20 protein-coding genes and 1 pseudogene are annotated in these 22,137 nt (G+C 70.5%); 14 read left to right on the top strand and 7 right to left on the bottom strand.

Annotated elements, in window-relative coordinates:
* Positions 1-110: 110 nt before the first annotated feature.
* The 5 genes from B082_RS0108885 (at position 111) to B082_RS0108865 (ending at position 5,655) form a co-directional block, all read left to right on the top strand.
* Positions 111-845 (top strand): ABC transporter ATP-binding protein, encoded by a 735-nt coding sequence (locus B082_RS0108885; RefSeq protein ID WP_018551457.1) that lies wholly within the window; start codon positions 111-113, stop codon positions 843-845.
* A 152-nt stretch (positions 846-997) separates the two neighbouring features.
* Positions 998-3,700 carry a sensor histidine kinase gene (locus B082_RS0108880; RefSeq protein WP_018551456.1) on the top strand — a complete coding sequence of 901 codons (2,703 nt, stop codon included), beginning with the start codon at positions 998-1,000 and terminating at the stop codon, positions 3,698-3,700.
* Positions 3,697-4,389: a response regulator gene (locus tag B082_RS0108875; RefSeq protein WP_018551455.1), complete on the top strand. Its 693-nt coding sequence runs from the start codon at positions 3,697-3,699 to the stop codon at positions 4,387-4,389. The genes B082_RS0108880 and B082_RS0108875 overlap by 4 nt, the downstream gene beginning before the upstream one ends.
* A gap of 87 nt (positions 4,390-4,476) precedes the next feature.
* Positions 4,477-4,893 carry an OB-fold nucleic acid binding domain-containing protein gene (locus tag B082_RS0108870; RefSeq protein WP_078622532.1) on the top strand — a complete coding sequence of 139 codons (417 nt, stop codon included), beginning with the start codon at positions 4,477-4,479 and terminating at the stop codon, positions 4,891-4,893.
* 3 nt (positions 4,894-4,896) lie between these two features.
* Positions 4,897-5,655 (top strand): DUF3159 domain-containing protein, encoded by a 759-nt coding sequence (locus B082_RS0108865; protein ID WP_018551453.1) that lies wholly within the window; start codon positions 4,897-4,899, stop codon positions 5,653-5,655.
* 60 nt (positions 5,656-5,715) lie between these two features.
* Here B082_RS0108865 and B082_RS0108860 read toward each other — a convergent pair whose 3' ends face one another.
* Complete coding sequence (locus B082_RS0108860) at positions 5,716-6,393, bottom strand: potassium channel family protein (RefSeq protein ID WP_018551452.1); 678 nt, start codon at positions 6,391-6,393, stop codon at positions 5,716-5,718.
* Positions 6,393-7,061 (bottom strand): potassium channel family protein, encoded by a 669-nt coding sequence (locus tag B082_RS0108855; protein ID WP_018551451.1) that lies wholly within the window; start codon positions 7,059-7,061, stop codon positions 6,393-6,395. Before B082_RS0108855 ends, B082_RS0108860 begins: the two co-directional genes overlap by 1 nt.
* A 297-nt stretch (positions 7,062-7,358) precedes the next feature.
* Between B082_RS0108855 and B082_RS0108850 the strand changes: the two genes are divergently transcribed.
* The 7 genes and pseudogenes from B082_RS0108850 (at position 7,359) to B082_RS40490 (ending at position 16,592) form a co-directional block, all read left to right on the top strand.
* The gene (locus B082_RS0108850; protein WP_018551450.1) at positions 7,359-9,407 is read left to right on the top strand and encodes an APC family permease; all 2,049 of its coding nucleotides are present in this window, start codon (positions 7,359-7,361) and stop codon (positions 9,405-9,407) included.
* Between the two features lie 135 nt (positions 9,408-9,542).
* A complete protein-coding gene (locus tag B082_RS0108845; protein WP_018551449.1) occupies positions 9,543-10,913 on the top strand; it encodes a class I SAM-dependent RNA methyltransferase in 1,371 nt (456 codons plus the stop codon).
* Positions 10,914-11,493: 580 nt separating this feature from the next.
* Positions 11,494-12,168, top strand: a complete 675-nt coding sequence (locus B082_RS0108840; RefSeq protein WP_026249570.1) for a lytic polysaccharide monooxygenase auxiliary activity family 9 protein — start codon at positions 11,494-11,496, stop codon at positions 12,166-12,168.
* A gap of 313 nt (positions 12,169-12,481) precedes the next feature.
* A pseudogene (locus B082_RS40375) lies at positions 12,482-13,012 on the top strand (carbohydrate binding domain-containing protein); the annotation flags it as partial.
* Between the two features lie 42 nt (positions 13,013-13,054).
* Positions 13,055-14,116 (top strand): chitinase, encoded by a 1,062-nt coding sequence (locus tag B082_RS40370; protein WP_420707670.1) that lies wholly within the window; start codon positions 13,055-13,057, stop codon positions 14,114-14,116.
* A gap of 577 nt (positions 14,117-14,693) precedes the next feature.
* Positions 14,694-16,256, top strand: a complete 1,563-nt coding sequence (locus B082_RS0108825; protein WP_234018132.1) for an NnrS multi-domain protein — start codon at positions 14,694-14,696, stop codon at positions 16,254-16,256.
* Between the two features lie 204 nt (positions 16,257-16,460).
* Positions 16,461-16,592 (top strand): DUF2399 domain-containing protein, encoded by a 132-nt coding sequence (locus B082_RS40490; protein WP_018551444.1) that lies wholly within the window; start codon positions 16,461-16,463, stop codon positions 16,590-16,592.
* 285 nt (positions 16,593-16,877) lie between these two features.
* Here B082_RS40490 and B082_RS0108815 read toward each other — a convergent pair whose 3' ends face one another.
* Positions 16,878-17,171, bottom strand: a complete 294-nt coding sequence (locus B082_RS0108815; protein ID WP_018551443.1) for a hypothetical protein — start codon at positions 17,169-17,171, stop codon at positions 16,878-16,880.
* Between the two features lie 176 nt (positions 17,172-17,347).
* Between B082_RS0108815 and B082_RS0108810 the strand changes: the two genes are divergently transcribed.
* Together B082_RS0108810 and B082_RS0108805 are read left to right on the top strand one after the other, a co-directional pair.
* Positions 17,348-18,190: a helix-turn-helix domain-containing protein gene (locus tag B082_RS0108810; protein WP_018551442.1), complete on the top strand. Its 843-nt coding sequence runs from the start codon at positions 17,348-17,350 to the stop codon at positions 18,188-18,190.
* Complete coding sequence (locus B082_RS0108805) at positions 18,172-18,381, top strand: DUF397 domain-containing protein (protein ID WP_018551441.1); 210 nt, start codon at positions 18,172-18,174, stop codon at positions 18,379-18,381. Before B082_RS0108810 ends, B082_RS0108805 begins: the two co-directional genes overlap by 19 nt.
* Before the next feature lie 69 nt (positions 18,382-18,450).
* On the opposite strand, the gene B082_RS0108800 is transcribed toward B082_RS0108805, so the two are convergent.
* The 4 genes from B082_RS0108800 to B082_RS0108785 all read right to left on the bottom strand — a co-directional run bounded on the left by B082_RS0108800 (position 18,451) and on the right by B082_RS0108785 (position 22,135).
* Complete coding sequence (locus tag B082_RS0108800) at positions 18,451-19,698, bottom strand: cytochrome P450 family protein (RefSeq protein ID WP_026249568.1); 1,248 nt, start codon at positions 19,696-19,698, stop codon at positions 18,451-18,453.
* Between the two features lie 139 nt (positions 19,699-19,837).
* Complete coding sequence (locus tag B082_RS0108795; RefSeq protein ID WP_018551439.1) at positions 19,838-21,187, bottom strand: cytochrome P450; 1,350 nt, start codon at positions 21,185-21,187, stop codon at positions 19,838-19,840.
* Positions 21,184-21,732 carry a GTP-binding protein gene (locus B082_RS0108790; protein ID WP_018551438.1) on the bottom strand — a complete coding sequence of 183 codons (549 nt, stop codon included), beginning with the start codon at positions 21,730-21,732 and terminating at the stop codon, positions 21,184-21,186. The genes B082_RS0108795 and B082_RS0108790 overlap by 4 nt, the downstream gene beginning before the upstream one ends.
* A gap of 61 nt (positions 21,733-21,793) precedes the next feature.
* Complete coding sequence (locus B082_RS0108785; RefSeq protein ID WP_026249567.1) at positions 21,794-22,135, bottom strand: DUF742 domain-containing protein; 342 nt, start codon at positions 22,133-22,135, stop codon at positions 21,794-21,796.
* Between the last annotated feature and the right edge of the window lie 2 nt (positions 22,136-22,137).

Here is a 22,137-nt window from a genome sequence, read left to right as displayed (position 1 = left end):
GGTACGCCGTGCCCGGGTCCGGCCGCCGCGGCCGGACCCGGGCATTGCCCGGTCCCGTGCCACCTGCACATACTGGCGGCCGACACACCGAGGACCCACGGGGGAGCGCCATGACCGAGAACACCGCCGACACGAACACCGGCGGGCAGGGCGGCACGGCCGTCGCGGACGGCCCCATGGTCCGCATCGAGGACCTGCACCGCTCCTACGGCTCGGGCGCCGGAGCCGTACACGCGCTGCGCGGCGTCTCCTTCGACGTGCCGCGCGGCGAACTCGTCGCCCTCAAGGGACGCTCCGGTTCCGGCAAGACGACCCTGCTCAACCTCGTCGGCGGCCTCGACAGCCCCGACGGCGGCCGGATCACCGTCGACGGCACCGACCTCTCTTTGCTCGGCGAGAACGGCCTGCTGGAGCTGCGCCGCGACCGCGTCGGCTTCATCTTCCAGTCGTTCGGCCTGATCCCGATCCTGACGGCGGCGGAGAACGTCGGCGTGCCGATGCGGCTGCGCAAGGCCGACCCGAAGGAGCGCGAGGAGCGGGTGTCGCTGCTGCTGTCCCTGGTGGGGCTCGCCGACCACGCGGCCCAGCGCCCCGGCGAGCTCTCCGGCGGCCAGCAGCAGCGGGTGGCCATCGCCCGCGCGCTGGCCAACCGGCCCGCCCTGCTGATCGCCGACGAGCCGACCGGACAGCTCGACGCGGAGACCGGTCTCGCGGTGATGGAGCTGCTGCGGGCCGTCGTCCACAGCGAGGGCGTCACCGCACTCGTCGCCACCCACGACGCCCAGCTGCTCGGGCTGGCCGACCGGGTGCTGGAGCTCAGCGACGGGCACATCATCGAGCACTGACGTGCGAGCGGTGACAGCCGGGGCGCCGTATCAGGGTTGCGTCAATTCACACCCACCTCCCCACCCCCGCCCGATATGCCGGAAATTCACAGGGTAGTTTCGACAACGGGCTGCCACGGAGGCAGTCGCCGGTTTCGGAAGACGATGGGGCCATGGGGCGCGGCAAACTTCGGATCTACCTCGGTGCGGCACCCGGCGTCGGCAAGACGTACGCGATGCTCGCCGAGGCGCACCGCCGTGTCGAACGGGGCACCGACTGCGTCATCGGCTTCGTCGAGCACCATGGCCGCCCGCGCACCGAGACCATGCTGACCGGCCTCGAAGAGGTCCCGCGCCGAGAGATCGAGCACCGCGCGGCCCTCTTCACCGAGATGGACGTCGACGCCGTCCTGGAACGCGCCCCGGCCGTCGCCCTGGTGGACGAGCTGGCCCACAGCAACGTGCCCGGCTCCCGCAACGCCAAGCGCTGGCAGGACGTCGAGGAGCTGCTCCAGGCCGGCATCGACGTGGTCTCCACCGTCAACATCCAGCACCTGGAATCCCTCGGCGACGTGGTCGAGTCCATAACCGGCGTACGCCAGCGCGAGACCGTGCCCGACGAGGTGGTCCGCCGCGCCGACCAGCTGGAACTGGTCGACATGTCGCCCCAGGCCCTGCGCCGCCGCATGGCCCACGGCAACATCTACAAACCGGACCGGATCGACGCCTCCCTGTCCAACTACTTCCGCCCCGGCAACCTCACCGCCCTGCGCGAACTGGCCCTCCTCTGGGTCGCCGACCGGGTGGACGAATACCTCCAGCAGTACCGGGGCGAGCACAACATCCGCACCACCTGGCAGGCCCGCGAACGCATCGTCGTCGGCCTCACCGGAGGCCCCGAGGGCCGCACCCTCATCCGCCGCGCCTCCCGGATGGCGGCCAAGGGCTCGGGCAGCGAGATCCTCGCCGTCTACATCGCCCGCAGCGACGGACTGACCTCGGCCTCGCCCAAGGAACTGGCCGTCCAGCGCACCCTGGTCGAGGACCTCGGCGGCACCTTCCACCACGTCATCGGCGACGACATACCCTCCGCGCTCCTCGCGTTCGCCCGGGGCGTCAACGCCACACAGATCGTCCTCGGCTCCAGCCGCCGCAAGGCCTGGCAGTACATCTACGGACCCGGCGTCGGCGCCACCGTCGCCCGCGAGTCCGGCCCCGACCTCGACGTCCACATCGTCACCCACGACGAGGTCGCCAAGGGCCGGGGCCTGCCCATCGCCCGCGGCGCCCGGCTCGGCCGTGTCCGCATCATCTGGGGCTGGGGGGTCGGCGTCGGCGGTCCCGTCCTCCTCGCCGTGCTCCTCAAGGCCCTGGAGTCCGGCCCCGGGCTCGCCAACGACGTCCTGCTCTTCCTCTTCATGACCGTCGCCGCCGCCCTCATCGGCGGACTGCTCCCCGCCCTCGCGTCGGCCGCCGCCGGCTCACTGCTGTTGAACTACTGGTTCACCCCGCCCACCCACACCCTCACCGTCCAGGACCCGGAGAACTTCGTCGCCATCGTGATCTTCTTCGCGGTGGCGGTCTCGGTGGCCTCCGTCGTGGACCTCGCGGCCCGCCGCACCCACCAGGCCGCCCGGCTGCGCGCGGAGTCCGAGATCCTGTCGTTCCTGGCCGGCAGCGTGCTGCGCGGCGAGACCACACTGGCCGCGCTCCTGGACCGGGTCCGTGAGACCTTCGGCATGGGGTCCGTCGCCCTGCTGGAGCGGCAGAGCGACGTCGACCCGTGGACGTGCGCCGGGAGCGTGGGCCCGGCACCGGTCGCCCGCCCCGAGGACGCCGACGTGGACATGCCCGTCGGCGACCACATGGCCCTGGCCCTGTCCGGCCGGGTGCTGCCCGCCGAGGACCGCCGGGTGCTCGGCGCCTTCGCCGCCCAGGCCGCCGTCGTCCTGGACCGCCAGCGCCTGGTGGACGAGGCGGAGGAGGCCCGCAGGCTCGCCGAGGGCAACCGCATCAGGACCGCGCTGCTGGCCGCCGTCAGCCACGACCTGCGTACCCCGCTCGCCGCCATCAAGGCCGCCGTCAGCTCCCTGCGCTCCGACGACGTCGCCTGGTCCGACGACGACGAGGCCGAGTTCCTCGAAGGCATCGAGGCCGGTGCCGACCGCCTCGACCACCTCGTCGGCAACCTCCTCGACATGTCCCGGCTCCAGACCGGCACGGTCACCCCGCTGATCCGGGAGATCGACCTGGACGAGGTGGTGCCCATGGCCCTGGGCGGCGTCCCGGAGGACAGCGTCGACCTGGACATCCCCGAGACGCTGCCCATGGTCGCCGTCGACCCCGGGCTCCTGGAGCGGGCCGTCGCCAACATCGTGGAGAACGCCGTCAAGTACAGCCCCGACGGCGACCGCGTCACCGTCGCCGCCAGCGCGCTCGGCACCCGCGTCGAACTCCGGGTCGCCGACCGCGGCCGCGGCGTCCCAGACGAGGGCAAGGAGCGCATCTTCGAACCCTTCCAGCGCTACGGCGACGCCCCGCGCGGCGCCGGAGTGGGCCTCGGCCTCGCGGTGGCCCGCGGATTCGCCGAGTCCATGGGCGGCACGCTCGACGCCGAGGACACCCCCGGCGGCGGCCTCACCATGGTCCTGACCCTCAAGGCGGCCCCGGGCCACGCCTCCGTTCCCCGCGCGGACGCCGGGAACCTCCTGGACGACGGAAGGCTCCCGGACGTCGGGAATCCCCCGGACGCCGGGAACCTCCCGGACCACGGAAGGCTCCTGGACATCGGGAAACCCCCGGACGGCGGAAAGCTCCCGGACGACGGGCGACTCCCGACGGGCCCCACCCACAGCAGAAAGGCAGGACCGCGATGACCAGGGTGCTTGTGGTCGACGACGAGCCGCAGATCGTACGCGCCCTCGTGATCAACCTGAAGGCGCGCAGGTACGAGGTGGACGCAGCGCCCGACGGGGCGACCGCCCTCCAGCTCGCCGCCGCCCGCCACCCCGACGTCGTCGTCCTGGACCTCGGGCTGCCCGACATGGACGGCGTCGACGTGATCAGGGGCCTGCGCGGCTGGACCCGGGTGCCGATCCTGGTGCTCTCGGCCCGCCACACCTCCGACGAGAAGGTCGAGGCGCTGGACGCGGGGGCGGACGACTACGTGACCAAGCCGTTCGGCATGGACGAGCTGCTGGCCCGGCTGCGGGCGGCGGTGCGCCGCGCCGAGCCCGTGAGCCAGTCAGGCGCCGACGAGGCCGAGATCGTGGAGACCGAGGGCTTCACCGTCGACCTCGCCGCCAAGAAGGTCCACCGCGGGGGACGCGACGTACGGCTCACGCCCACCGAGTGGCACCTGCTGGAGGTCCTGGTCCGCAACGGCGGCCGGCTCGTCAGCCAGCGCAGGCTGCTCCAGGAGGTCTGGGGACCGTCGTACGGCACCGAGACCAACTACCTGCGCGTCTACATGGCCCAGCTGAGGCGCAAACTGGAGGCCGACCCCTCCCACCCCCGCCACTTCGTCACCGAACCCGGCATGGGATACCGCTTCGAACGCTCCTGAAACCGGCGACCGGGGGCATTCACGTCCCCCGTTCGAGTGAGACGGCGGCCACCCGCGACGACCTCGTGGGACCGGTACCCTTCGGGTATGAGTGCTGTTCCTCGATTCGAGAAGCCCCACAAGGCCGGCCGGCCTTCCGGGCGCTTCCGGCGGATGCTCGACCGCCTTGCCAGCTCCCAGGAGGACCTGGAGTGCGAGGAGCTGGAGGAGGACGCGCAGGCGTCGGGGTGCACCCGGATCTCCGAATGCACCGACCGCCAGATCGTGAAGGTCACTGGTACCTTGCGGACGGTGACCCTGCGGCCGCGCGCCGGAGTGCCCGCCCTGGAGGCGGAGATCTTCGACGGCACCGCACCGCTCGACGTGGTCTGGCTCGGCCGCCGCTCCATCGTGGGCATAGAGCCGGGCCGCAAGCTCATCGCCTCCGGCCGGATCGCGATGAGCCACGGGCGCCGGGTGCTGTTCAACCCCAAATACGAACTCCGACCGCTCGGCAAGGAGTAGCCGGTGACGTCTCTCGACAAGCCGACGTCCGACACGGACCGCACCACCGACCAGCAGGAGGCCGATGCCAGGGCGGTGACCGAGGCAGCGCTCTTCGAGGCCTTCGGCGGCGTGCGGGGCATGGTGGAGACCGTCCTGCCCGGACTGCTCTTCGTCACGATCTTCACCATCGACAAGAACCTGACCAACTCGGCCATCGCGGCCGTCGCGGTGTCGCTGGCGCTCGTGGCCGTCCGGCTGATCCGCAAGGACACCGTCAAGCACGCCTTCAGCGGTGTCTTCGGGGTGGCCTTCGGCGTGGTCTTCGCCAAGATGACGGGCAACGCCAAGGACTTCTACCTCCCGGGCATGCTCTACACGCTGGGCCTCGCCCTGGCCTACCTGGTCAGCACGGTCGCCGGTCTCCCGCTGATCGGCCTCATCCTGGGCCCGGTCTTCAAGGAGAACCTCTCCTGGCGCACCCGTAACCCCGGCCGCAAGAAGGCCTACGCCAAGGCCAGCTACGCCTGGGGCCTGATCCTGCTCGCCAAGTGCGCGATCCTCTTCCCGCTGTACTGGTGGGCCGACACCACCCAGTTCGGCTGGGTGCTGGTCGCCCTGAAGATCCCGCCGTTCCTGCTGGCGGTCTACCTCACCTGGGTCTTCCTCGCCAAGGCACCGCCGCCCATCGACGTCTTCGCCGAGATGGAGGCCGAGGAACAGGCCGAGAAGGCGCGCAAGGAGGCGGCTGCCGCCGAAGCCGCCCGCGGCCAGGAGTTCTGAACCACGCGAGAGGGCCTGTCACCCCTGGTGACAGGCCCTCTCGCATGCGCCGCCGCTGTCCTACTTCCCAGGATCGCCCTGGCGCACCGACAGCAGGTCCTCCAACTGCTCCTCGCGCGCCTGCGCGGCCACGAACAGCAGTTCGTCACCCGCCTCCAGGCTCTCCTCCGGGCTCGGCGTCAGCACCCGCTGCCCCCGGATGATCGTCACCAGCGAGGTGTCCTCCGGCCAGGCGACCTCCCCGACCTGCGTACCCGCCAGGGCCGACTCCGGCGGCAGCGTCAGCTCCACCAGGTTCGCGTCACCGTGGCTGAAGCGCAGCAGCCGGACCAGATCGCCGACACTCACCGCCTCCTCCACCAGCGCCGACATCAGACGCGGCGTGGAGACCGCCACATCGACGCCCCACGACTCGTTGAACAGCCACTCGTTCTTCGGGTTGTTCACCCGGGCGACGACCCGCGGAACGCCGTACTCCGTCTTGGCGAGCAGCGAGACGACCAGGTTCACCTTGTCGTCGCCGGTCGCCGCGATCACGACGTTGCAGCGCTGCAACGCCGCCTCGTCCAGCGACGTGATCTCACAGGCATCCGCCAGCAGCCACTCGGCCATCGGCACCCGCTCCACCGAAATGGCGGTCGGCGCCTTGTCCACGAGCAGCACCTCGTGCCCGTTCTCCAGCAGCTCGCCCGCGATGGAACGGCCCACCGCACCGGCCCCGGCAATCGCGACACGCATCAGTGACCGCCCTCCTCAGGGCCCTCGGCGAACGCCGCCTCGACCTTCGCGATCTCGTCCGTACGCATCATCACGTGGACGAGGTCGCCCTCCTGGAGCACCGTCTGCGACGACGGCAGGATGGCCTCGCCCAACCGGGTGAGGAAGGCGACGCGCACGCCCGTCTCCTCCTGCAACGTGCTGATCTTGTGGCCGATCCAGGACGGCGTGGTGTGGACCTCCGCGAGCTGCACACCGCCGCTCGGATCACGCCACAGCGGCTCCGCGCCCGAGGGCAGCAGCCGGCGCAGCATCTGGTCCGCGGTCCAGCGCACGGTGGCCACCGTGGGGATGCCAAGGCGCTGGTACACCTCGGCGCGCCGGGGGTCGTAGATCCTCGCCGCGACGTTGTCGATGCCGAACATCTCGCGCGCCACCCGGGCCGCAATGATGTTCGAGTTGTCGCCGCTGCTCACCGCGGCGAACGCCCCGGCCTCCTCGATCCCCGCCTCACGCAGGGTGTCCTGGTCGAAACCGACCCCCGTGACGCGACGTCCGCCGAACCCGGAGCCGAGGCGCCGGAACGCCGTGGGGTCCTGGTCGATGACGGCGACCGTGTGCCCCTGCTGCTCCAGGGTCTGCGCGAGAGCGGCTCCCACTCGCCCGCAGCCCATGATGACGATGTGCACCTTGCGCCTACCTCGCAGTCCTGGTCGTCCGGCTGACCTGCGAAAACACCCTGCTCACACTCTTTCCTCGGCTGGCCGGGCAAACAACGGGGCAACGGTGTTTCCCGTCGCCCGGATACGAGCTTATGCCGCGCCGGATACGTTGCCTCATCCGAGTGCGCGCAACGCGGTGCCGCGGGGCCCCGGTGCAAGGATTCCGTTAAGGATTTCGCGCCCCTCCCGGCCGAGTGCAGGAGATTGGCGGGCCACGCCGGTCGTGCGGGGGCAGGCCCCATACAGAACCCTTACGATCCCAGCGTGTCCAAACTGACCGACGTGCCCAAACGGATTCTGATCGGACGGGCCCTGCGCAGCGACAGGCTGGGGGAGACACTCCTCCCCAAGCGCATCGCACTCCCCGTCTTCGCATCCGACCCGCTGTCCTCGGTGGCGTACGCACCCGGAGAAGTCCTCCTCGTGCTGTCCATCGCGGGTGTGTCGGCCTACCACTTCAGCCCGTGGATCGCGGTCGCGGTCGTGGTCCTCATGTTCACGGTCGTCGCCTCCTACCGGCAGAACGTGCACGCCTACCCGAGCGGCGGCGGCGACTACGAGGTCGCCACCACCAACCTCGGACCCAAGGCCGGTCTGACCGTGGCCAGCGCCCTGCTGGTCGACTACGTCCTGACCGTCGCCGTGTCGATCGCCTCCGGGGTGGAGAACCTCGGCTCGGCGATCCCCTTCGTCGTCGAGCACAAAACGGGGTGCGCGGTCGCCGCCATCGTGCTGCTGACCGTGATGAACCTGCGCGGCGTCAAGGAGTCCGGCAAGCTCTTCGCCATCCCCACCTACCTCTTCGTGGCCGGCGTCTTCATCATGCTCATCTGGGGCGCCTTCCGCGGCCTCGTCCTCGGCGACACCATGCACGCCCCGACCGCCGCGTACACGATCAAGCCCGAGCACCAGGGCCTGGCCGGCTTCGCCCTCGTCTTCCTGCTGCTGCGCGCCTTCTCCTCCGGCTGCGCGGCGCTCACCGGTGTCGAGGCGATCAGCAACGGTGTGCCCGCGTTCCGCAAGCCCAAGAGCAAGAACGCCGCGACCACCCTCGCCATGATGGGCCTGCTCGCCGTCACCATGTTCTGCGGCATCATCGCGCTGGCCATGGCCACCGACGTCAAGATGGCGGAGAACCCGGCGACGGACCTGGTCCGCGACGGCTCCCCGGTCGGCTCCGGCTTCGTCCAGGACCCGGTCATCTCCCAGGTCGCGGCCGCGGTCTTCGGCGACGGCACGTTCTTCTTCGTCATCCTCGCAGCCGCCACCGCCCTCGTCCTCTTCCTGGCCGCCAACACCGCGTACAACGGCTTCCCGCTGCTCGGCTCGATCCTGGCCCAGGACCGCTACCTGCCCCGCCAGCTCCACACCCGCGGGGACCGGCTCGCCTTCTCCAACGGCATCGTGCTGCTGGCCGGCGCCGCGATCCTGCTGGTCGTCGTCTACGGCGCCGACTCGACCCGGCTGATCCAGCTGTACATCGTCGGCGTGTTCGTCTCCTTCACGCTCAGCCAGACCGGCATGGTCCGGCACTGGAACCGCCACCTGCGCGTGGAGCGGGACCAGGCCAAACGCCGCCATATGATCCGCTCCCGCGCGATCAACACCTTCGGCGCCTTCTTCACGGGCCTGGTGCTCGTCGTCGTCCTCGCCACCAAATTCACCCACGGCGCCTGGGTGGCGCTGCTCGGCATGGTGATCTTCTTCGGCACGATGACCGCGATCCGTAAGCACTACGACCGGGTCGCCGAGGAGATCGCCGCCGACGACGCCGCCCCCGACGAGTCCATCCGCCCCTCCCGGGTCCACTCGATCGTCCTGGTCTCCAAGCTCCACCGCCCCACCCTGCGCGCGCTCGCCTACGCCAAGCTCATCCGTACGGACCATCTGGAGGCACTCTCCATCAGCGTGGACCCGGCCGAGACGAAGGCCCTCAGGGAGGACTGGGAGCGGCGCGGCATCAACGTACCGCTGAAGATCCTCGACTCGCCCTACCGCGAGGTGACCCGCCCGGTCATCGAATACGTCAAGGGCCTGCGCCGGGAGAGCCCGCGCGACGTGGTGAGCGTCTACATCCCGGAGTACGTCGTCGGCCACTGGTACGAGCACCTGCTGCACAACCAGAGCGCCCTGCGGCTCAAGGGCCGCCTGCTCTTCACCCCCGGCGTGATGGTCACCTCGGTCCCGTACCAGCTGGAGTCCTCCGAGGCGGCCAAGAAGCGCGCACGCAGGCGCGCGGACTGGATCGCCCCCGGCTCGGTGCGCCGCGGCCCGGTGGAACGCAAGCACAAGGACCCGACGCCGAAGCGCTGAGGCGGGGGATTCCCGGGGATTCCCGGGGGACCCCCGGGAGGTCTTCCGGTGGTCGGCGGCCGGACGAGACCGACGTAGACTCGTAGGTTGTTGTCCGGCCGCCGGCCGCCCCCCTTCCCTTGGAGCCCGCCCCTCATGCAGAACGAATCCACGTCGCCGCAGTCCGGGGAGACACAGACCGGGGAGACGCAGCCGGAGTCGCTCATCGGGCGGGAGTACGAGGTCGAGGTCGGTCCCGTCGCGCACGGCGGCCACTGCATCGCGCGGACGGACGAGGGCCGCGTCCTGTTCGTACGCCACACCCTGCCCGGCGAGAAGATCGTCGCGAAGGTCACCGACGGCGACAACGACTCGCGCTTCCTGCGCGCGGACGCGGCACGGATCATCGAGGCGTCCAAGGACCGGGTGAAGGCGCCCTGCCCGTTCGCGGGCCCCGGCAAGTGCGGCGGCTGCGACTGGCAGCACGCCAAGCCGGGCGCCCAGCGCCGCCTCAAGGGCGAGGTCATCGCGGAGCAGCTCCAGCGCCTCGCGGGCCTCACCCCCGAGGAGGCCGGCTGGGACGGCACGGTCATGCCGGCCGAGGGCGACAAGCTCCCGGCCGGCGAGGTGCCCGCCTGGCGCACCCGCGTCCAGTACGCCATCGACGAGGACGGCCGCGTCGGCCTGCGCAAGCACCGCTCGCACGACGTCGAGATCATCGACCACTGCATGATCGCCGCGCCCGGTGTCTCCGAGCTCGGCGTCGAGAAGCAGGACTGGCCCCAGATGGCCACGGTCGAGGCCATCTCCGCCACCGGCTCCCACGACCGCCAGGTCATCCTCACCCCCCGCACGGGCGGCCGCCTCCCCCTCGTCGAGCTGGACAAGCCCGTCTCGGTCCTCCGCGTTGACGAGCGCGACGGCGGCGTCCACCGCGTCCACGGCCGCGGCTTCGTCCGCGAACGCGCCGACGACCGCACCTACCGCGTCGGCTCCGGCGGCTTCTGGCAGGTCCACCCCCAGGCCGCCGACACCCTCGTCCGCGCCGTCATGCAGGGCCTGCTGCCCCGCAAGAACGACACCGCCCTCGACCTCTACTGCGGCGTCGGCCTCTTCGCCGGCGCCATTGGCCAGCGCATCGGCGAAAAGGGCGCGGTCCTCGGCATCGAGTCCGGCAAGCGCGCGGTCGAGGATGCCCGCCACAACCTCAAGGACCTCGACCGCGTCCGCATCGAACACGGCAAGGTCGACCAGGTCCTGCCCCGCACGGGCATCACCGAATGCGACCTCATCGTCCTGGACCCGCCCCGCGCGGGCGCCGGCAAGGCCACGGTGAAGCAGCTGGTGGGCCTGGGAGCGCGCAAGATCGCGTACGTGGCGTGCGACCCGGCGGCGCTGGCGAGGGACCTGGCTTACTTCCGGGAGGGCGGCTACCGGGTGCGGACGCTGCGGGCGTTCGATCTGTTTCCGATGACGCACCATGTGGAGTGCGTGGCGATTCTTGAGCCCGCCGAAAAGGGCGCCTGACCTGCGTTTTTGCTCCTCCGGTGGGTTTCGACCTGTTTCCCTCCGCGTTGCGGTTCGAGCGGACGGATCGCTCCTTGAGAGCTCTCTGACCAGCGATTTCGTGAACGAGGCGCTTGTGCGGCGACGCCCTCCAATGGCTTCTGCGGGGTTCTTGACGCCTGGATGACGCTCGAAAGAAGCTTCGGGCCTCCGCGGCAGCGATGCGCAAGGCCGCCTGGTCCTACGTTTTGAAGAGAGGGCCGGATGCGGGGAGGTCCCGGCAGCCGGCCCCTCCCTTGCGCAGGTGCAGTCAGAGGCAGCCGGCCGGCCGGCGTCGTTGGGAAGTCGGTCCGGGCCGAGGGCGACGTCAGGTCCGACGTCGGTCCGGTTCCGAACGGCTGGCAGGAGATGGTGCGTGACGCCCGGGGAGAGCGGGAGGGAGGCGGCCGGCGGGCCGAAGAAGTTGGTCTCCATCTCCCGGCGCACCCCTGCCGGCTGCCTTCCTCGTGATCAACCTTGTTTGTTGCGTTGACATTTACTCCTGAGCTCGTACCGTTGGGAGCGCTCCCACGCATGTTCGCGACCACAAGGAGTTCCCCCCATGCGCAAACAAACCCCCTTATCCGGGCGTTCCCGGTCCATCCTTCGTCGGCCCCTCTCGGTGCTCGTGTCGCTGTTCGCCGTGTTGGTCGGCGCGTTGGTCTGGTCGGCGCCCGCCCAGGCCCACGGCTCCGTCGTCGGACCTCCTTCCCGCGCCTATCAGTGCTGGCAGAGGTGGGGCAGCGACCACATGAACCCGGCCATGCAGACCGAGGACCCCATGTGCTGGCAGGCCTTCCAGGCCAACAGTGACACCATGTGGAACTGGATGAGTGCCCTTCGCGACGGCCTCGGTGGCCAGTTCCAGGCGCGGACCCCGGACGGCACGCTCTGCAGCAACAACATCTCGAGGAACGCCAGCCTGGACGTGCCCGGGCAGTGGAAGGCGACCGACGTCGGCAGCAACTTCTCGGTCCACGTGGCCGACCAGGCCTCCCACGGTGCCGACTATTTCAAGGTCTACGTGAGCAAGCAGGGCTTCGACCCCGAGGCTCAGTCCCTGGGCTGGGGCAACCTCGACTTCATCACGCAGACAGGCAGCTTCGGTCCGTCGACCGACTACACGTTCGACGTCAGCACCTCCGGCTACACCGGACGTCACATCGTGTTCACGATCTGGCAGGCCTCGCACACCGACCAGGCCTACATGTGGTGCAGTGACGTGAACTTCGGCTGATCCGTTGAGCGTGGCACGGCACCGGCCTCTTCCGGGCGCCGATGACGCGCCCCACGGCATGACGAGCCCCGTCGGGGCGGGGAGCCCTCCGGTTGCCCTGCCCCCGCGGGGCTCCCGTGGTCCGAAGGGGGCAGCCCTGAAGCGTCCGGCAAGCGCAGCCACCCGCAAACGCTCGTCTTTGGTCCAGACCTATTGACGGGCCCGGCCCCCGCTTCTACGCTCCCGTCGACTGCCGCACCGCATCTCCCCAGTTCATCCGGGGCCGTGCGGCCGCGCCCCTCACGCACGCCCACGCCCACGGCACGCGGCGAGAATGGAGCACAGCATGTTCCGTCGGAGAATTCGTACTCTGCCCGAGGGGGATGGGGGGCGTTCGGTCGCTGTCCGGACCCGGCGCAGCTCGGCCGTCCTGACCCGTACGGTCGCCGGGGTGAGCGCCGCGACCGTCATCGGTGCCTGCGTCAGCCTGGTCGGTTCCGGCTCGGCCGGCGCCGCCGATGCCACCAACCTGGTGACCAACTCCGGGTTCGAGAACGGCCTTTCCGGCTGGTCCTGCGCCGACGGTTCCGGCGCGGTCACCAGCAGCCCGGCGCACTCCGGCTCGTCCGCTCTGAAGGCCACGCCTTCCGGCCTGGGCAACGCCCAGTGCAGCCAGACGGTCAGCGTGCAGCCCAACTCGAAGTACACGCTGAGCGCCTTCGTCCAGGGCAGTTACGTCTACCTCGGCGCCAGCGGCACCGGAGCCACCAGCGAGCCGTCGACCTGGACGCCCAACTCCTCCTCGTACAGCGAGCTCAGCGTCGACTTCACCACCGGTGCGAACACCACATCGGTGACGGTCTACCTGCACGGCTGGTACGGGACGCCCGCGTACCTCGCGGACGACGTGTCGCTCACCGGCCCCGGTGGCACGACGCCCCCGCCCACCACCACCCCGCCGACCACGACTCCGCCGCCCACCACCCCGCCACCCACCGACCCTCCGGGCGACGACACCTGTGCCACGAAGCCCAAGCCGACCGGCAAGGTGTTGCAGGGGTACTGGGAGAACTGGGACGGCGCTTCGAACGGCGTTCACCCCGGCATGGGCTGGACCCCCATCACCGACAGCCGGATCGCCCAGCACGGCTACAACGTCATCAACGCAGCCTTCCCGGTGATCCTCTCGGACGGAACCGTCCTGTGGGAGGACGGCATGGACGCGGGTGTGAAGGTTTCGACGCCGGCGGAAATGTGTGAGGCCAAGGCGGGCGGTGCCACGATCCTGATGTCCATCGGCGGCGCGGCCGCGGGCATCGACCTGTCGTCCAGCAAGATCGCCGACCGCTTCGTGGAGACGGTCGTCCCGATCCTCAGGAAGTACAACTTCGACGGGATCGACATCGACATCGAGACCGGTCTGTCCGGCAGTGGGGACATCAGCACGCTGTCCGCCTCCCAGTCGAACCTGATCCGCATCATCGACGGCGTGCTTGCCGAGATGCCGGCGGGCTTCGGCCTGACGATGGCGCCCGAGACCGCCTACGTCACCGGCGGCAGCGTCACCTACGGGTCCATCTGGGGCGCGTACCTGCCGATCGTGAAGAAGTACGTGGACAACGGCCGGCTGTGGTGGCTCAACATGCAGTACTACAACGGCAGCATGTATGGTTGCGCGGGCGATTCGTACCAGGCCGGAACCGTGGAGGGCTTCGCCGCTCAGACCACCTGCCTCAACAACGGCCTGACCATCCAGGGCACCACGATCAGGGTGCCGTACGACAAGCAGGTGCCCGGACTGCCGGCCCAGCCCGGCGCGGGCGGCGGCTACATGGCGCCCAGCCAGGTCAGCCAGGCGTGGAACACGTTCAACGGCTCGCTCAAGGGCCTTATGACGTGGTCCCTCAACTGGGACGGCTCGAAGGGCTGGTCCTTCGGTAACAACGTCAAGTCCCTGCAGAACCGCTAGCCCTAGGCCCGACGCGTCCGGCCACCGGGGCTGGTCCCGGGTCCGCCTTCACCGGGGGCGCCGAGGTTGCCACCGGGCAGATCGACCCGAGGAGACCCGGGCTCGCTCTGCCCGGTGGTCATCGCAGGTCGTGCAACGGGATTCCGTCTTCCGTGGTGAAGGCCTTCCAGGCGTTCTGCGCGTTACCCGCGAGGCTGGTGGCCGCCCGGAGGGGATGTCGTGGACGGATCCGTCCTCCAACCGAAGTGCGCCCGTCTCCAGGCGATCCGCGTAGTGCACCTGGTTGGGATCGCGGCGCCGCCACACCAGCCGCTGCCCGGGGCCGGAACCGTCCGTCCGCCAGGAGAGGGCCGAGCGTGTGCTCGCGTGATGAGGACTCAGGAGCATCTGCGCCCATGGCCCCCGCCCTTTCCGGGAGGCCCAGGATGCGGCGCGGGGTGCTGTTCGGGGTGTCCACGAAGGGCTTCGCCCGGTTCTGCGTTAGTGACCTCGACCTCGTGCTGCAACCGGCTTGAGCGCTTGTAACGTCGAAGGCTGATGAGGGGGGGGAAGGTTGCGGTACGACCAGCGGGTAATCGTGCTTGTCGAGGTGCGGGGGGAGCAACGCGACTGGGACGAGGCGGAGCGGGCGTTCGAACAGCGGGGCTGGCCGGTCGTGACCGCGTTCGCCCGCGGTGAGGGTCCGTCGCGGGGCGTGTTGCGCGGGGCCGTCTCGTCACGGTTGTACTCCGTCGAGGTGCGGTTCTTCGGAGCCCGCAACCGGCGCACCGAGCGTGCGGCCGCCTGGCAGGTGCAGAAGCTGGCACGGGTGGCCCGTCTGGAGATGTACGCCCGGCGCTGCGATCTGGTGGACCGGGACAGGGAACAGCTGACCGGCTGGCAGGCGCATACGGTTGACCACAGACCACCTCGCGTACCCGCCCCGAGGCCACTGACGTTGCCGGCGATACTGCGCCGAGCGGCCGCGGTGTCACGTGCCCGCATGTTGGAGAGGCGTGGCTACCGCGACACCGGAATGGTGGTTACGGGTACGGCATCGGAGGCCCGTCGGCTCTCCCGTATGAACCTGCCCGGCGGTTCCGCGCCCGGGGTTCCCGTCGATGTGCGGCCGCTCCACGGCCGGGAGCGGAGCCACATCGTTCCGCGTCGTGAGGAGGACGGTTGGCAACGTGGGTTCCGCATCGTGGCCTGGCTGTTCGCTATGGCCTTCTGTGCGGCGGTCGCCTGGCAGCACAGCGGTGTGTGGGTATGGGTGTGGGCCGGCATCGCGGTGCTGTGCTTCGCCGGGGGAGCCCGGGTTGCCTATGGCCTGTTCGCGGTAGGCGGCCGCGTGGGGAGTCTCCTCGTGTGCGGTGTGGCGGCAGGGGTCTTCCTCGCTCTCGCCTCCGGCGTGGGCGCGGAGGACGGCAGAGGCTGGACTCCGGTGGAGATGCTGTCGGCCTTCGCCGTCATCGCGACGGCGGGAGGGATTTGGTTGCTCGTCCGCCAGTGGACATCGGGTGAATGGCTCGCCTGGGCGGCACCGCTCGTCTTCACGGCTGCCGCGTCCTTCGTGGTGGCCTCCGGATCGGTGCTGCACGCGCTGTATGCGGCCGACCTCGGCGTGACACCCGACGACCTCGACGTCCCTGGCATCTGGCAGGCCGCGGCGGCGGCGAAGCTGCTGCTCCTGCTCAGCTATGCCCTGTTCGTCCCGGCTCTCTGGGGCATCGCGAAGCACGTACACGCCCCGTTCGTCAGCCCCGTCGAACGGCTGGGGGTCCCGTTGTACGTGTGTACCCAGTTGGCCGTGGTGTTGATATGTGCGCTGGGGGCGCTGGACTCGGCTCGGGAGGCGGCGCAGGACTTCCGTACGGCCGCGGTCCGGAAGACGGCTCCGCCTTCGTACTTCGGGGTGGACCCGGAGTGGATGTGCGTCGAGCCGACGGTCTCCGCAGCCGAACTCGGCAGCCAGGGGGGTGTGCTGAAGCCCGAGCACCCGTACCTGTCCTTCGGGGAGGCCGGAGGAACGGTGTCGCTCTGGGACGAGCCGGCGGGCCGGGCGGTGCAGATGCCCGCCGAGCAGGTACGCCTTGTTCCTGCGACCGACGGCCGGGCCCGGTGCGCCTTTTCGTACGCGCGCGTGTCGAAGGACGGCTGACCTCGTCAGTCCGCGAGGACCTCGTCGAGACCCGGGACAGCCGGCCCTTCGAGCACCGGCTTCTGAGGCTTCACCGGGACCCGGCTTGCCGCGCGACGAGCTGTCCTCGACCGTGCTCGCCCTGAACCTGCGGGGCCCGCCCGCCCCGGGCTGGACGGCCGACACGGGCGAGCCCGTCGTGCTGACTCTGCGGCAGCTGACCCCGTGCCCGCCCTCACCGGGCTCCCACGGGCCGACGCCCCGTGGGACCCCAGTCTGTCGGACGCGTTACGGGAGGCGGGGGTACGGGCTGAGGAGGAGGCGGCGCTGGACGATCTGCCGGCCGATCTCGGGTGAGGGGAGTAGGCGGGGCCTCCGCCCCATCCGGAAGCAGCCGGGGCGATGTCCGTACGTCGCACACACTGAGGCCGGTACGGCTGCGGGCGTTGGCCTCGGCGACGCGGGCGCTCAGTAACTCGGAGGGGCTGAGTGTCCGCAGGCGGGCCGGGTCGGCTTCCCACTCGCGGCCACCGCCGAGGGGGCGGAGCCGGAGACACGGACCCTCGTGGCCCATTACCACTCCCACCCGGTCGCTCCCGCCGTCGTGCACGACCGTCCCGATGCTAGGGAGGCCGTGGTCGGTCACTCGGTCGCTCCGCCCCTGATCACTGCGGCGAGGGCGTGCGCCACGGGGGCGGAGCAGACACCGAGGTGGACGAGTGCGTAGTCGGCCGGCCGTGCGCCGCCTTCGTCCCCGGCGTCTCGCCACGGGGTGCGTACGTCCATCGCGGGCAGCTGGATACCCGCGGCCGTCAGGGCGGCGGCGAGGTCGTCGCGGGCGTCGACGGCCTCCTGGGCCTTGGCCGTTGGCGTGTTCCCTGTCTGGGGGACGGGCGGGTTCGCCTGGGGCGTCCTGCGGGGGAGGGACGGCTTCATGGGGCTGCTTCCTTCGGCTGTTCTTTCGCGGATTCCTCTGCCTCGCCGCACGCCCGGTCGTACGGTGCGTGAGGGGCTCGTTACGAGAATGGCCCCGTCAGAGGGGTGACACACCGAGGGTGGAGGGTGCCTCCCCGGCGGGCGAGCCACGTTCCACACGTTCCACGGAGGGCGCGATGCCGACGAGGCGGGCGGTAACAGGCCGCAGCAGGGAACCACGGGCACGGTTCGCGGAGGAGCTGCGGCACCTGCGTACCGCGCGCGGTGACAGTCTGCGGCAGCTCGGCGAACGACTGGGCTGGGACTGGTCGTTGTTCGGGAAGATGGAGAAGGGCGAGACGGTCGGTGGCCCGGAGGTGGTGGAGGCGCTCGATCAGTACTACGGGACGCCGGGACTGCTGTTGGCGCTGTGGGAACTTGCCATCAGCGACAAGACGCAGTTCAAGGAGCGCTACCGGCGGTACATGGCCCTGGAAGCGGAGGCGACGAGCCTGTGGCATTTCTCGGTGAGTGTCGTGCCGGGTCTGTTGCAGACACCCGGTTACGCACGGGAGTTGCTTGCCGCAGGTGGCTTCAAGGGCGCCGCCCTGGACCAGCAGGTCGAGGCGAGGATAGGGCGGCAGCATCTGCTGACGGGGGACGACCCGCCGCCCTTCCGTACCATTCTGTCGGAGGCGGCGCTCCGGACGCCGCTGCGGAGTGCCACCGAGTGGCGGGGGCAACTGGAACGTCTTGCGGAGGCGGGGGAACAGAGTGACGTAACCGTCCAGGTACTGCCCCAGAGTGCGGGCACCCATGGGCTGGTCAGCACCGATGTCTGGTTCCTTCGATTGCCCGGAGGGCGCCCGGTCGCGTACACAGAGAACGCCTACTGGGGTGAACTCATCGAGGAGAGCGCCAAGGTCGAGCGTTTGCAGCGCGCCTACGATGTAGTGCGCGACCTGGCCCTCTCCCCATCCGAGTCGCGGAAGTTCATCATGCGCATCTTGGAGGAAATGTCGTGCAGCCCATCGATTTGAGCGTTACTGCGTGGCGCAAGAGCAGCCACAGCAATCCAGACGGTGGCGCATGTATCGAGGTCTCCGATGATTTCGCCGCATTCGTCCCCGTCCGGGACAGCAAGAACCCGCACGGCCCCGCCCTGACCTTCGCGGCGGCCGACTGGTCGTCCTTCGTCTCCGCCGTTAAGGACGGAACCCTAGGCGCCTGAGCCGCCCACGTGCGAGACGGCCCCGTCGACGGGGCCGTCGGCATTCCGGCGTGAACGCCCCTCGCCCCCTCACCCCTTCAGCCGTACCGGCAGCTTCTGCACGCTGTTTCCCACGAACGAGGCGTGGCGGGGCAGTTCCGGCTCCGGGACCGCGAGGTCCAGGTCCGGGAAGCGGGTGAAGAGCTGTTCCAGGGCTGTGGTGCTCTCCAGGCGGGCCAGGGGTGCGCCCATGCAGTAGTGCGCGCCGTGTCCCAGGGAGAGGTGGCGGGACGTGTCGCTGCGGGTGATGTCGAAGTGTGCCGCGTCCGGGCCGTGGGCCCGGGTGTCGCGGCCGGCCGCCGAGTAGCCGGCGAGGACCGGGGTGCCCTGGGGGATCACGGTGCCGTCCAGGGTCAGATCGCGGGTGGGGTACCGGAAGGGGAAGTAGCTGACCGGGCTGTCCCAGCGCAGGGTCTCCTCGACCACGTCCGACCAGCTCGCTTTGTCGGAGAGGACCAGGTCGAGCTGGTCCCGGTGGGTGCACAGGGCGCGTACGGCGTTCGTGATCAGGTTCAGCGTCGTCTCGTGCCCCGCGATGATGGTCAGCATCAGCGTGCCGATCAGCTCGTGCGGGCTGAACCGGTCGCCGTTCTCCTCGCGGGCCGCGATCATCGCGCTGGTCAGGTCGTCGCCGGGGGCGGCGGTCCGGACCCTGGCCACCTCGGTCAGCGTCTCCACCATCTCCCGGTTGGCCGCCATCGCCTCGGCCGGACCGATGTCCGTGGCCACGATCTGGTTGGAGAGGTCGTGCAGCCGGTCCTGGTGGGCCTCGTCCACGCCCAGCAGTTCGCAGATGACGCCCATCGGCAGTGGCAGCGCGAAGTGCGTACGCAGGTCGACGACACCGTCCTTGGTCGCGGCCGACTCCAGGCCGTCCAGCAGGCGCAGCGTCAACTGCTCGATACGGGGGCGTAGTTCCTCGACCCGGCGGGCCGTGAACGCCTTGCTCATCAGCGACCGAAGCCGCCGGTGGTCGGCGCCGTCCGCGGTCGTCATCCCCTGCACCGTGGCGAACGTCTTCAGCGGCCAGCCGTCGGCGATCTCCCCGGCCTGGAGCGCCGTGAAGTGCTGTGCGTTCTTGGCGACGTCGGGGTGCGCGAGGAATTCCTTCAGCGCGTCGTGGCCCAGCACCGCCATCCCCCGCACCTCGCCGGGGAGGACGACCGGGGTGACCGCCCCCTGGGCCAGCAGCCGGGCGTTGGCCGCGTGCGGGCAGCCACCCGCCGGGTCCAGACGGTGCGGACGGTCGGCCGCGGGGTTCACCGGTGACGTGTTCAACGGGGCTCCAGGTCTTCGGAGGGCGGGAGGGACGGAATGGAGAGGGGGGAGGGGAGAGGGAGAGGGGGAGGGGGAGGGGGCTGGTGGAGGAAAGGGGAAGGGGGGGGCGACGAGCCGAGTGAAGGTCGCTTCGGGTGGGTCAGTGCGGACGGGGCTGTGGCCGTGCCGCGTTCCGGTGCGGCCATGCCGGGGCGGGGGCCTCGGCTGTCCGGGAGGGCACCGGGCCCTGTGGCAACTGCGGTGAGGTGAAACGTACGGGCAGCGTGCCCAGGCCCTTGCTCCAGGGCGAGTTGACCCACTTCAACTCGCTCTCCGGCACCGACAGTTCCAGGTCGGGCAGGCGGTGCCGGATCGTATCGACCGCGGTCCGGGTGATCAGGCGGGCCGGGTCCTGGGCGGGGCAGGTGTGGGGGCCCGCGCCGAATGCCAGGTGGGAGCGGTTGCCGACGACGGGGGTGCCGTCGTCCGGCAGCACCTCCGGGTCCGCGTTGGCCGCCGCCAGGCCCAGGATCAGCATGTCGCCCGCCCGGACGTCCTGGCCGCCGAACGTCATGTCGCGGGTGGCGTAGCGGGCCGGGAAGTTCTGGGTGGGCGGGAAGCGCCACAGGACCACGTCGAGTGCGTCGTCCACGCTGAGGTGGCCGCCGCTCAGCGAGGAGCGCAGCGCGGGGTCGCAGAGCAGGATGCGCAGCGTGGTGGCGATCCAGTTCACCGTGGTCTGGTTGCCCGCGACGAACATGACCACCAGGTTGTGCAGCACCTCCTCGTCGGTGAGGCGCGCCGGGTGGTGCAGCAGCGCCGAGACGATGTCGTCGCCCCTCGCGCGCCGCTTCTCCTCGATCAGTCCGTGCAGGATGGCGCCCATCCTGCGGCTCGCGTCCCTTGCCACGCTGCTGGCGGACACGAGGCCCGCCACCGCCTCCACCAGCTCCCCGCCGGTCCGGTCGTCCAGCCCGAGCAGCCCGGCGATCACCCGCATCGGCAGCAGGCGCGCGTACGCGGAGACGAGGTCGGCCTCGCCGTGCGCCGCGAATCCGGCGATCACGGCCTCGGCGGTGGCCCGGACGCTGCGGCGCAGCTCGTGTCCGTTGATCCCGGCCAGCGCGTCGGAGACGGCGGTGCGCATCCTGCGGTGCTGCTGCCCGTCCGCGAAGAGCAGCGCGGGGCGCCAGCCGACCATCGGCAGGATCGGCGCGTCGGCCGGCACCCGGCCCTCGCGCAGCAGGCCCCACCGGCGCGGGTCGTGTGAGAAGTCCTGCTCCTCGCGGGTGAGCCGGAGCAGTTCGCGGTGGCCCAGGACCAGCCAGGCGTCGATGCCGGGGGCGACGGACACCGGCGCCACCGGGCCGTGTGCGCGGCGCAGTTCCTCGTACAGCGCGGGCATCGTCATGCCGTCGAGGTCGGGCCCGTACAGCGCGGCCGTCGTGCCGGAGGCGCCGGTCACGGGGCAGCCGACGGCCGGCCCGGTCGTGGGGTGCGGCGTGCTCATGAGGACTCCGTGGCGACGTGGATGAGGTGACGGATCAGGGCGATCAGCGCCCGGATCGATGAGGCCCGGTCCCGTGCGTCGCAGGTCACCAGGGGGGTATCGGGCAGCAGATCGAGGGCCGTACGGATGTCGTCGGCGTCGTAACGGGGGCCGGACGGGAAGACGTTGACGGCGACCGCGAAGGGCAGGTCCAGATCCTCCAGATTGCCCAGCGCGTCGAAGGAGGCCGACAGGTCCCGGGTGTCCACCAGCGCGAGCGCGCCGAGCGCCCCCTTGGCCAGGTCCTGCCAGGCCGGCAGGAACCGCTGCTGTCCCGGAGTGCCGAACAGATACAGGACCAGGTCGCCGTCGATGGTCAGCCGGCCGAAGTCGAGGGCGACCGTGGTGGTCTTCTTGCCGCTGTCCACGTCCGGGTCGACCCGGACGCCCGCCTGGGTCATCGACGCCTCGGTGGAGAGCGGTTCGATCTCCGACACCGTACCGATCAGCGTCGTCTTGCCCACCCCCAGCGGTCCGACGACCAGGATCTTCGCCGCGCCCGACACGCTTGATTCGAGGTACTTCCCGCCGGCCGCGGCGGGCGGCGGGCCGGCCGCGGCCAGGGTTTCAGAGGCGACTTTCGAGACCATGGAGGACCTTTCTGAGCATGGTCACATCGGCGTGTTCGGCCTGCGGGATGGGCGGCCGGGTCACGATCAGCCCCCATCGGAGGAGATCGGAGAGCAGCACCTGTGCGACCGACGGCGGCTGGCCGAGGTGAGCGGCCACCTCCGCGACGGAGATGAGCCCCTCGCAGTGCTTGAGGATGGCGAGGTGCTCCGGCTGGAGCGTGGCGGGGAACGCCGCCTCCGCCGTCATCACCAGGGATTCCCAGGACAGCGGCTCGCCCTCGGACTCCGTGCGGCCGCGGGTGATGACATACGGGCGGATCGCCGAGGCCCTCGGCACCT

This window comes from Streptomyces sp. ATexAB-D23, from assembly GCF_000373645.1.
In the GTDB taxonomy this organism is placed as follows: domain Bacteria; phylum Actinomycetota; class Actinomycetes; order Streptomycetales; family Streptomycetaceae; genus Streptomyces; species Streptomyces castrisilvae.
This window is presented reverse-complemented; position numbering and strand designations above follow the sequence as displayed.

Excerpts from the sequence above, each read along its gene's own strand:
- B082_RS0108875 (WP_018551455.1), top strand. The coding sequence starts at position 3,697 with ATGACCAGGGTGCTTGTGGTCGACGACGAGCCGCAGATCGTACGCGCC.
- B082_RS0108845 (WP_018551449.1), top strand. The coding sequence starts at position 9,543 with ATGCAGAACGAATCCACGTCGCCGCAGTCCGGGGAGACACAGACCGGG.
- B082_RS0108840 (WP_026249570.1), top strand. The coding sequence starts at position 11,494 with ATGCGCAAACAAACCCCCTTATCCGGGCGTTCCCGGTCCATCCTTCGT.
- B082_RS0108795 (WP_018551439.1), bottom strand. The coding sequence starts at position 21,187 with ATGAGCACGCCGCACCCCACGACCGGGCCGGCCGTCGGCTGCCCCGTG.
- B082_RS0108880 (WP_018551456.1), top strand. The coding sequence starts at position 998 with ATGGGGCGCGGCAAACTTCGGATCTACCTCGGTGCGGCACCCGGCGTC.
- B082_RS0108860 (WP_018551452.1), bottom strand. The coding sequence starts at position 6,393 with ATGCGTGTCGCGATTGCCGGGGCCGGTGCGGTGGGCCGTTCCATCGCG.
- B082_RS0108885 (WP_018551457.1), top strand. The coding sequence starts at position 111 with ATGACCGAGAACACCGCCGACACGAACACCGGCGGGCAGGGCGGCACG.
- B082_RS0108815 (WP_018551443.1), bottom strand. The coding sequence starts at position 17,171 with ATGAAGCCGTCCCTCCCCCGCAGGACGCCCCAGGCGAACCCGCCCGTC.
- B082_RS0108810 (WP_018551442.1), top strand. The coding sequence starts at position 17,348 with ATGCCGACGAGGCGGGCGGTAACAGGCCGCAGCAGGGAACCACGGGCA.
- B082_RS0108870 (WP_078622532.1), top strand. The coding sequence starts at position 4,477 with ATGAGTGCTGTTCCTCGATTCGAGAAGCCCCACAAGGCCGGCCGGCCT.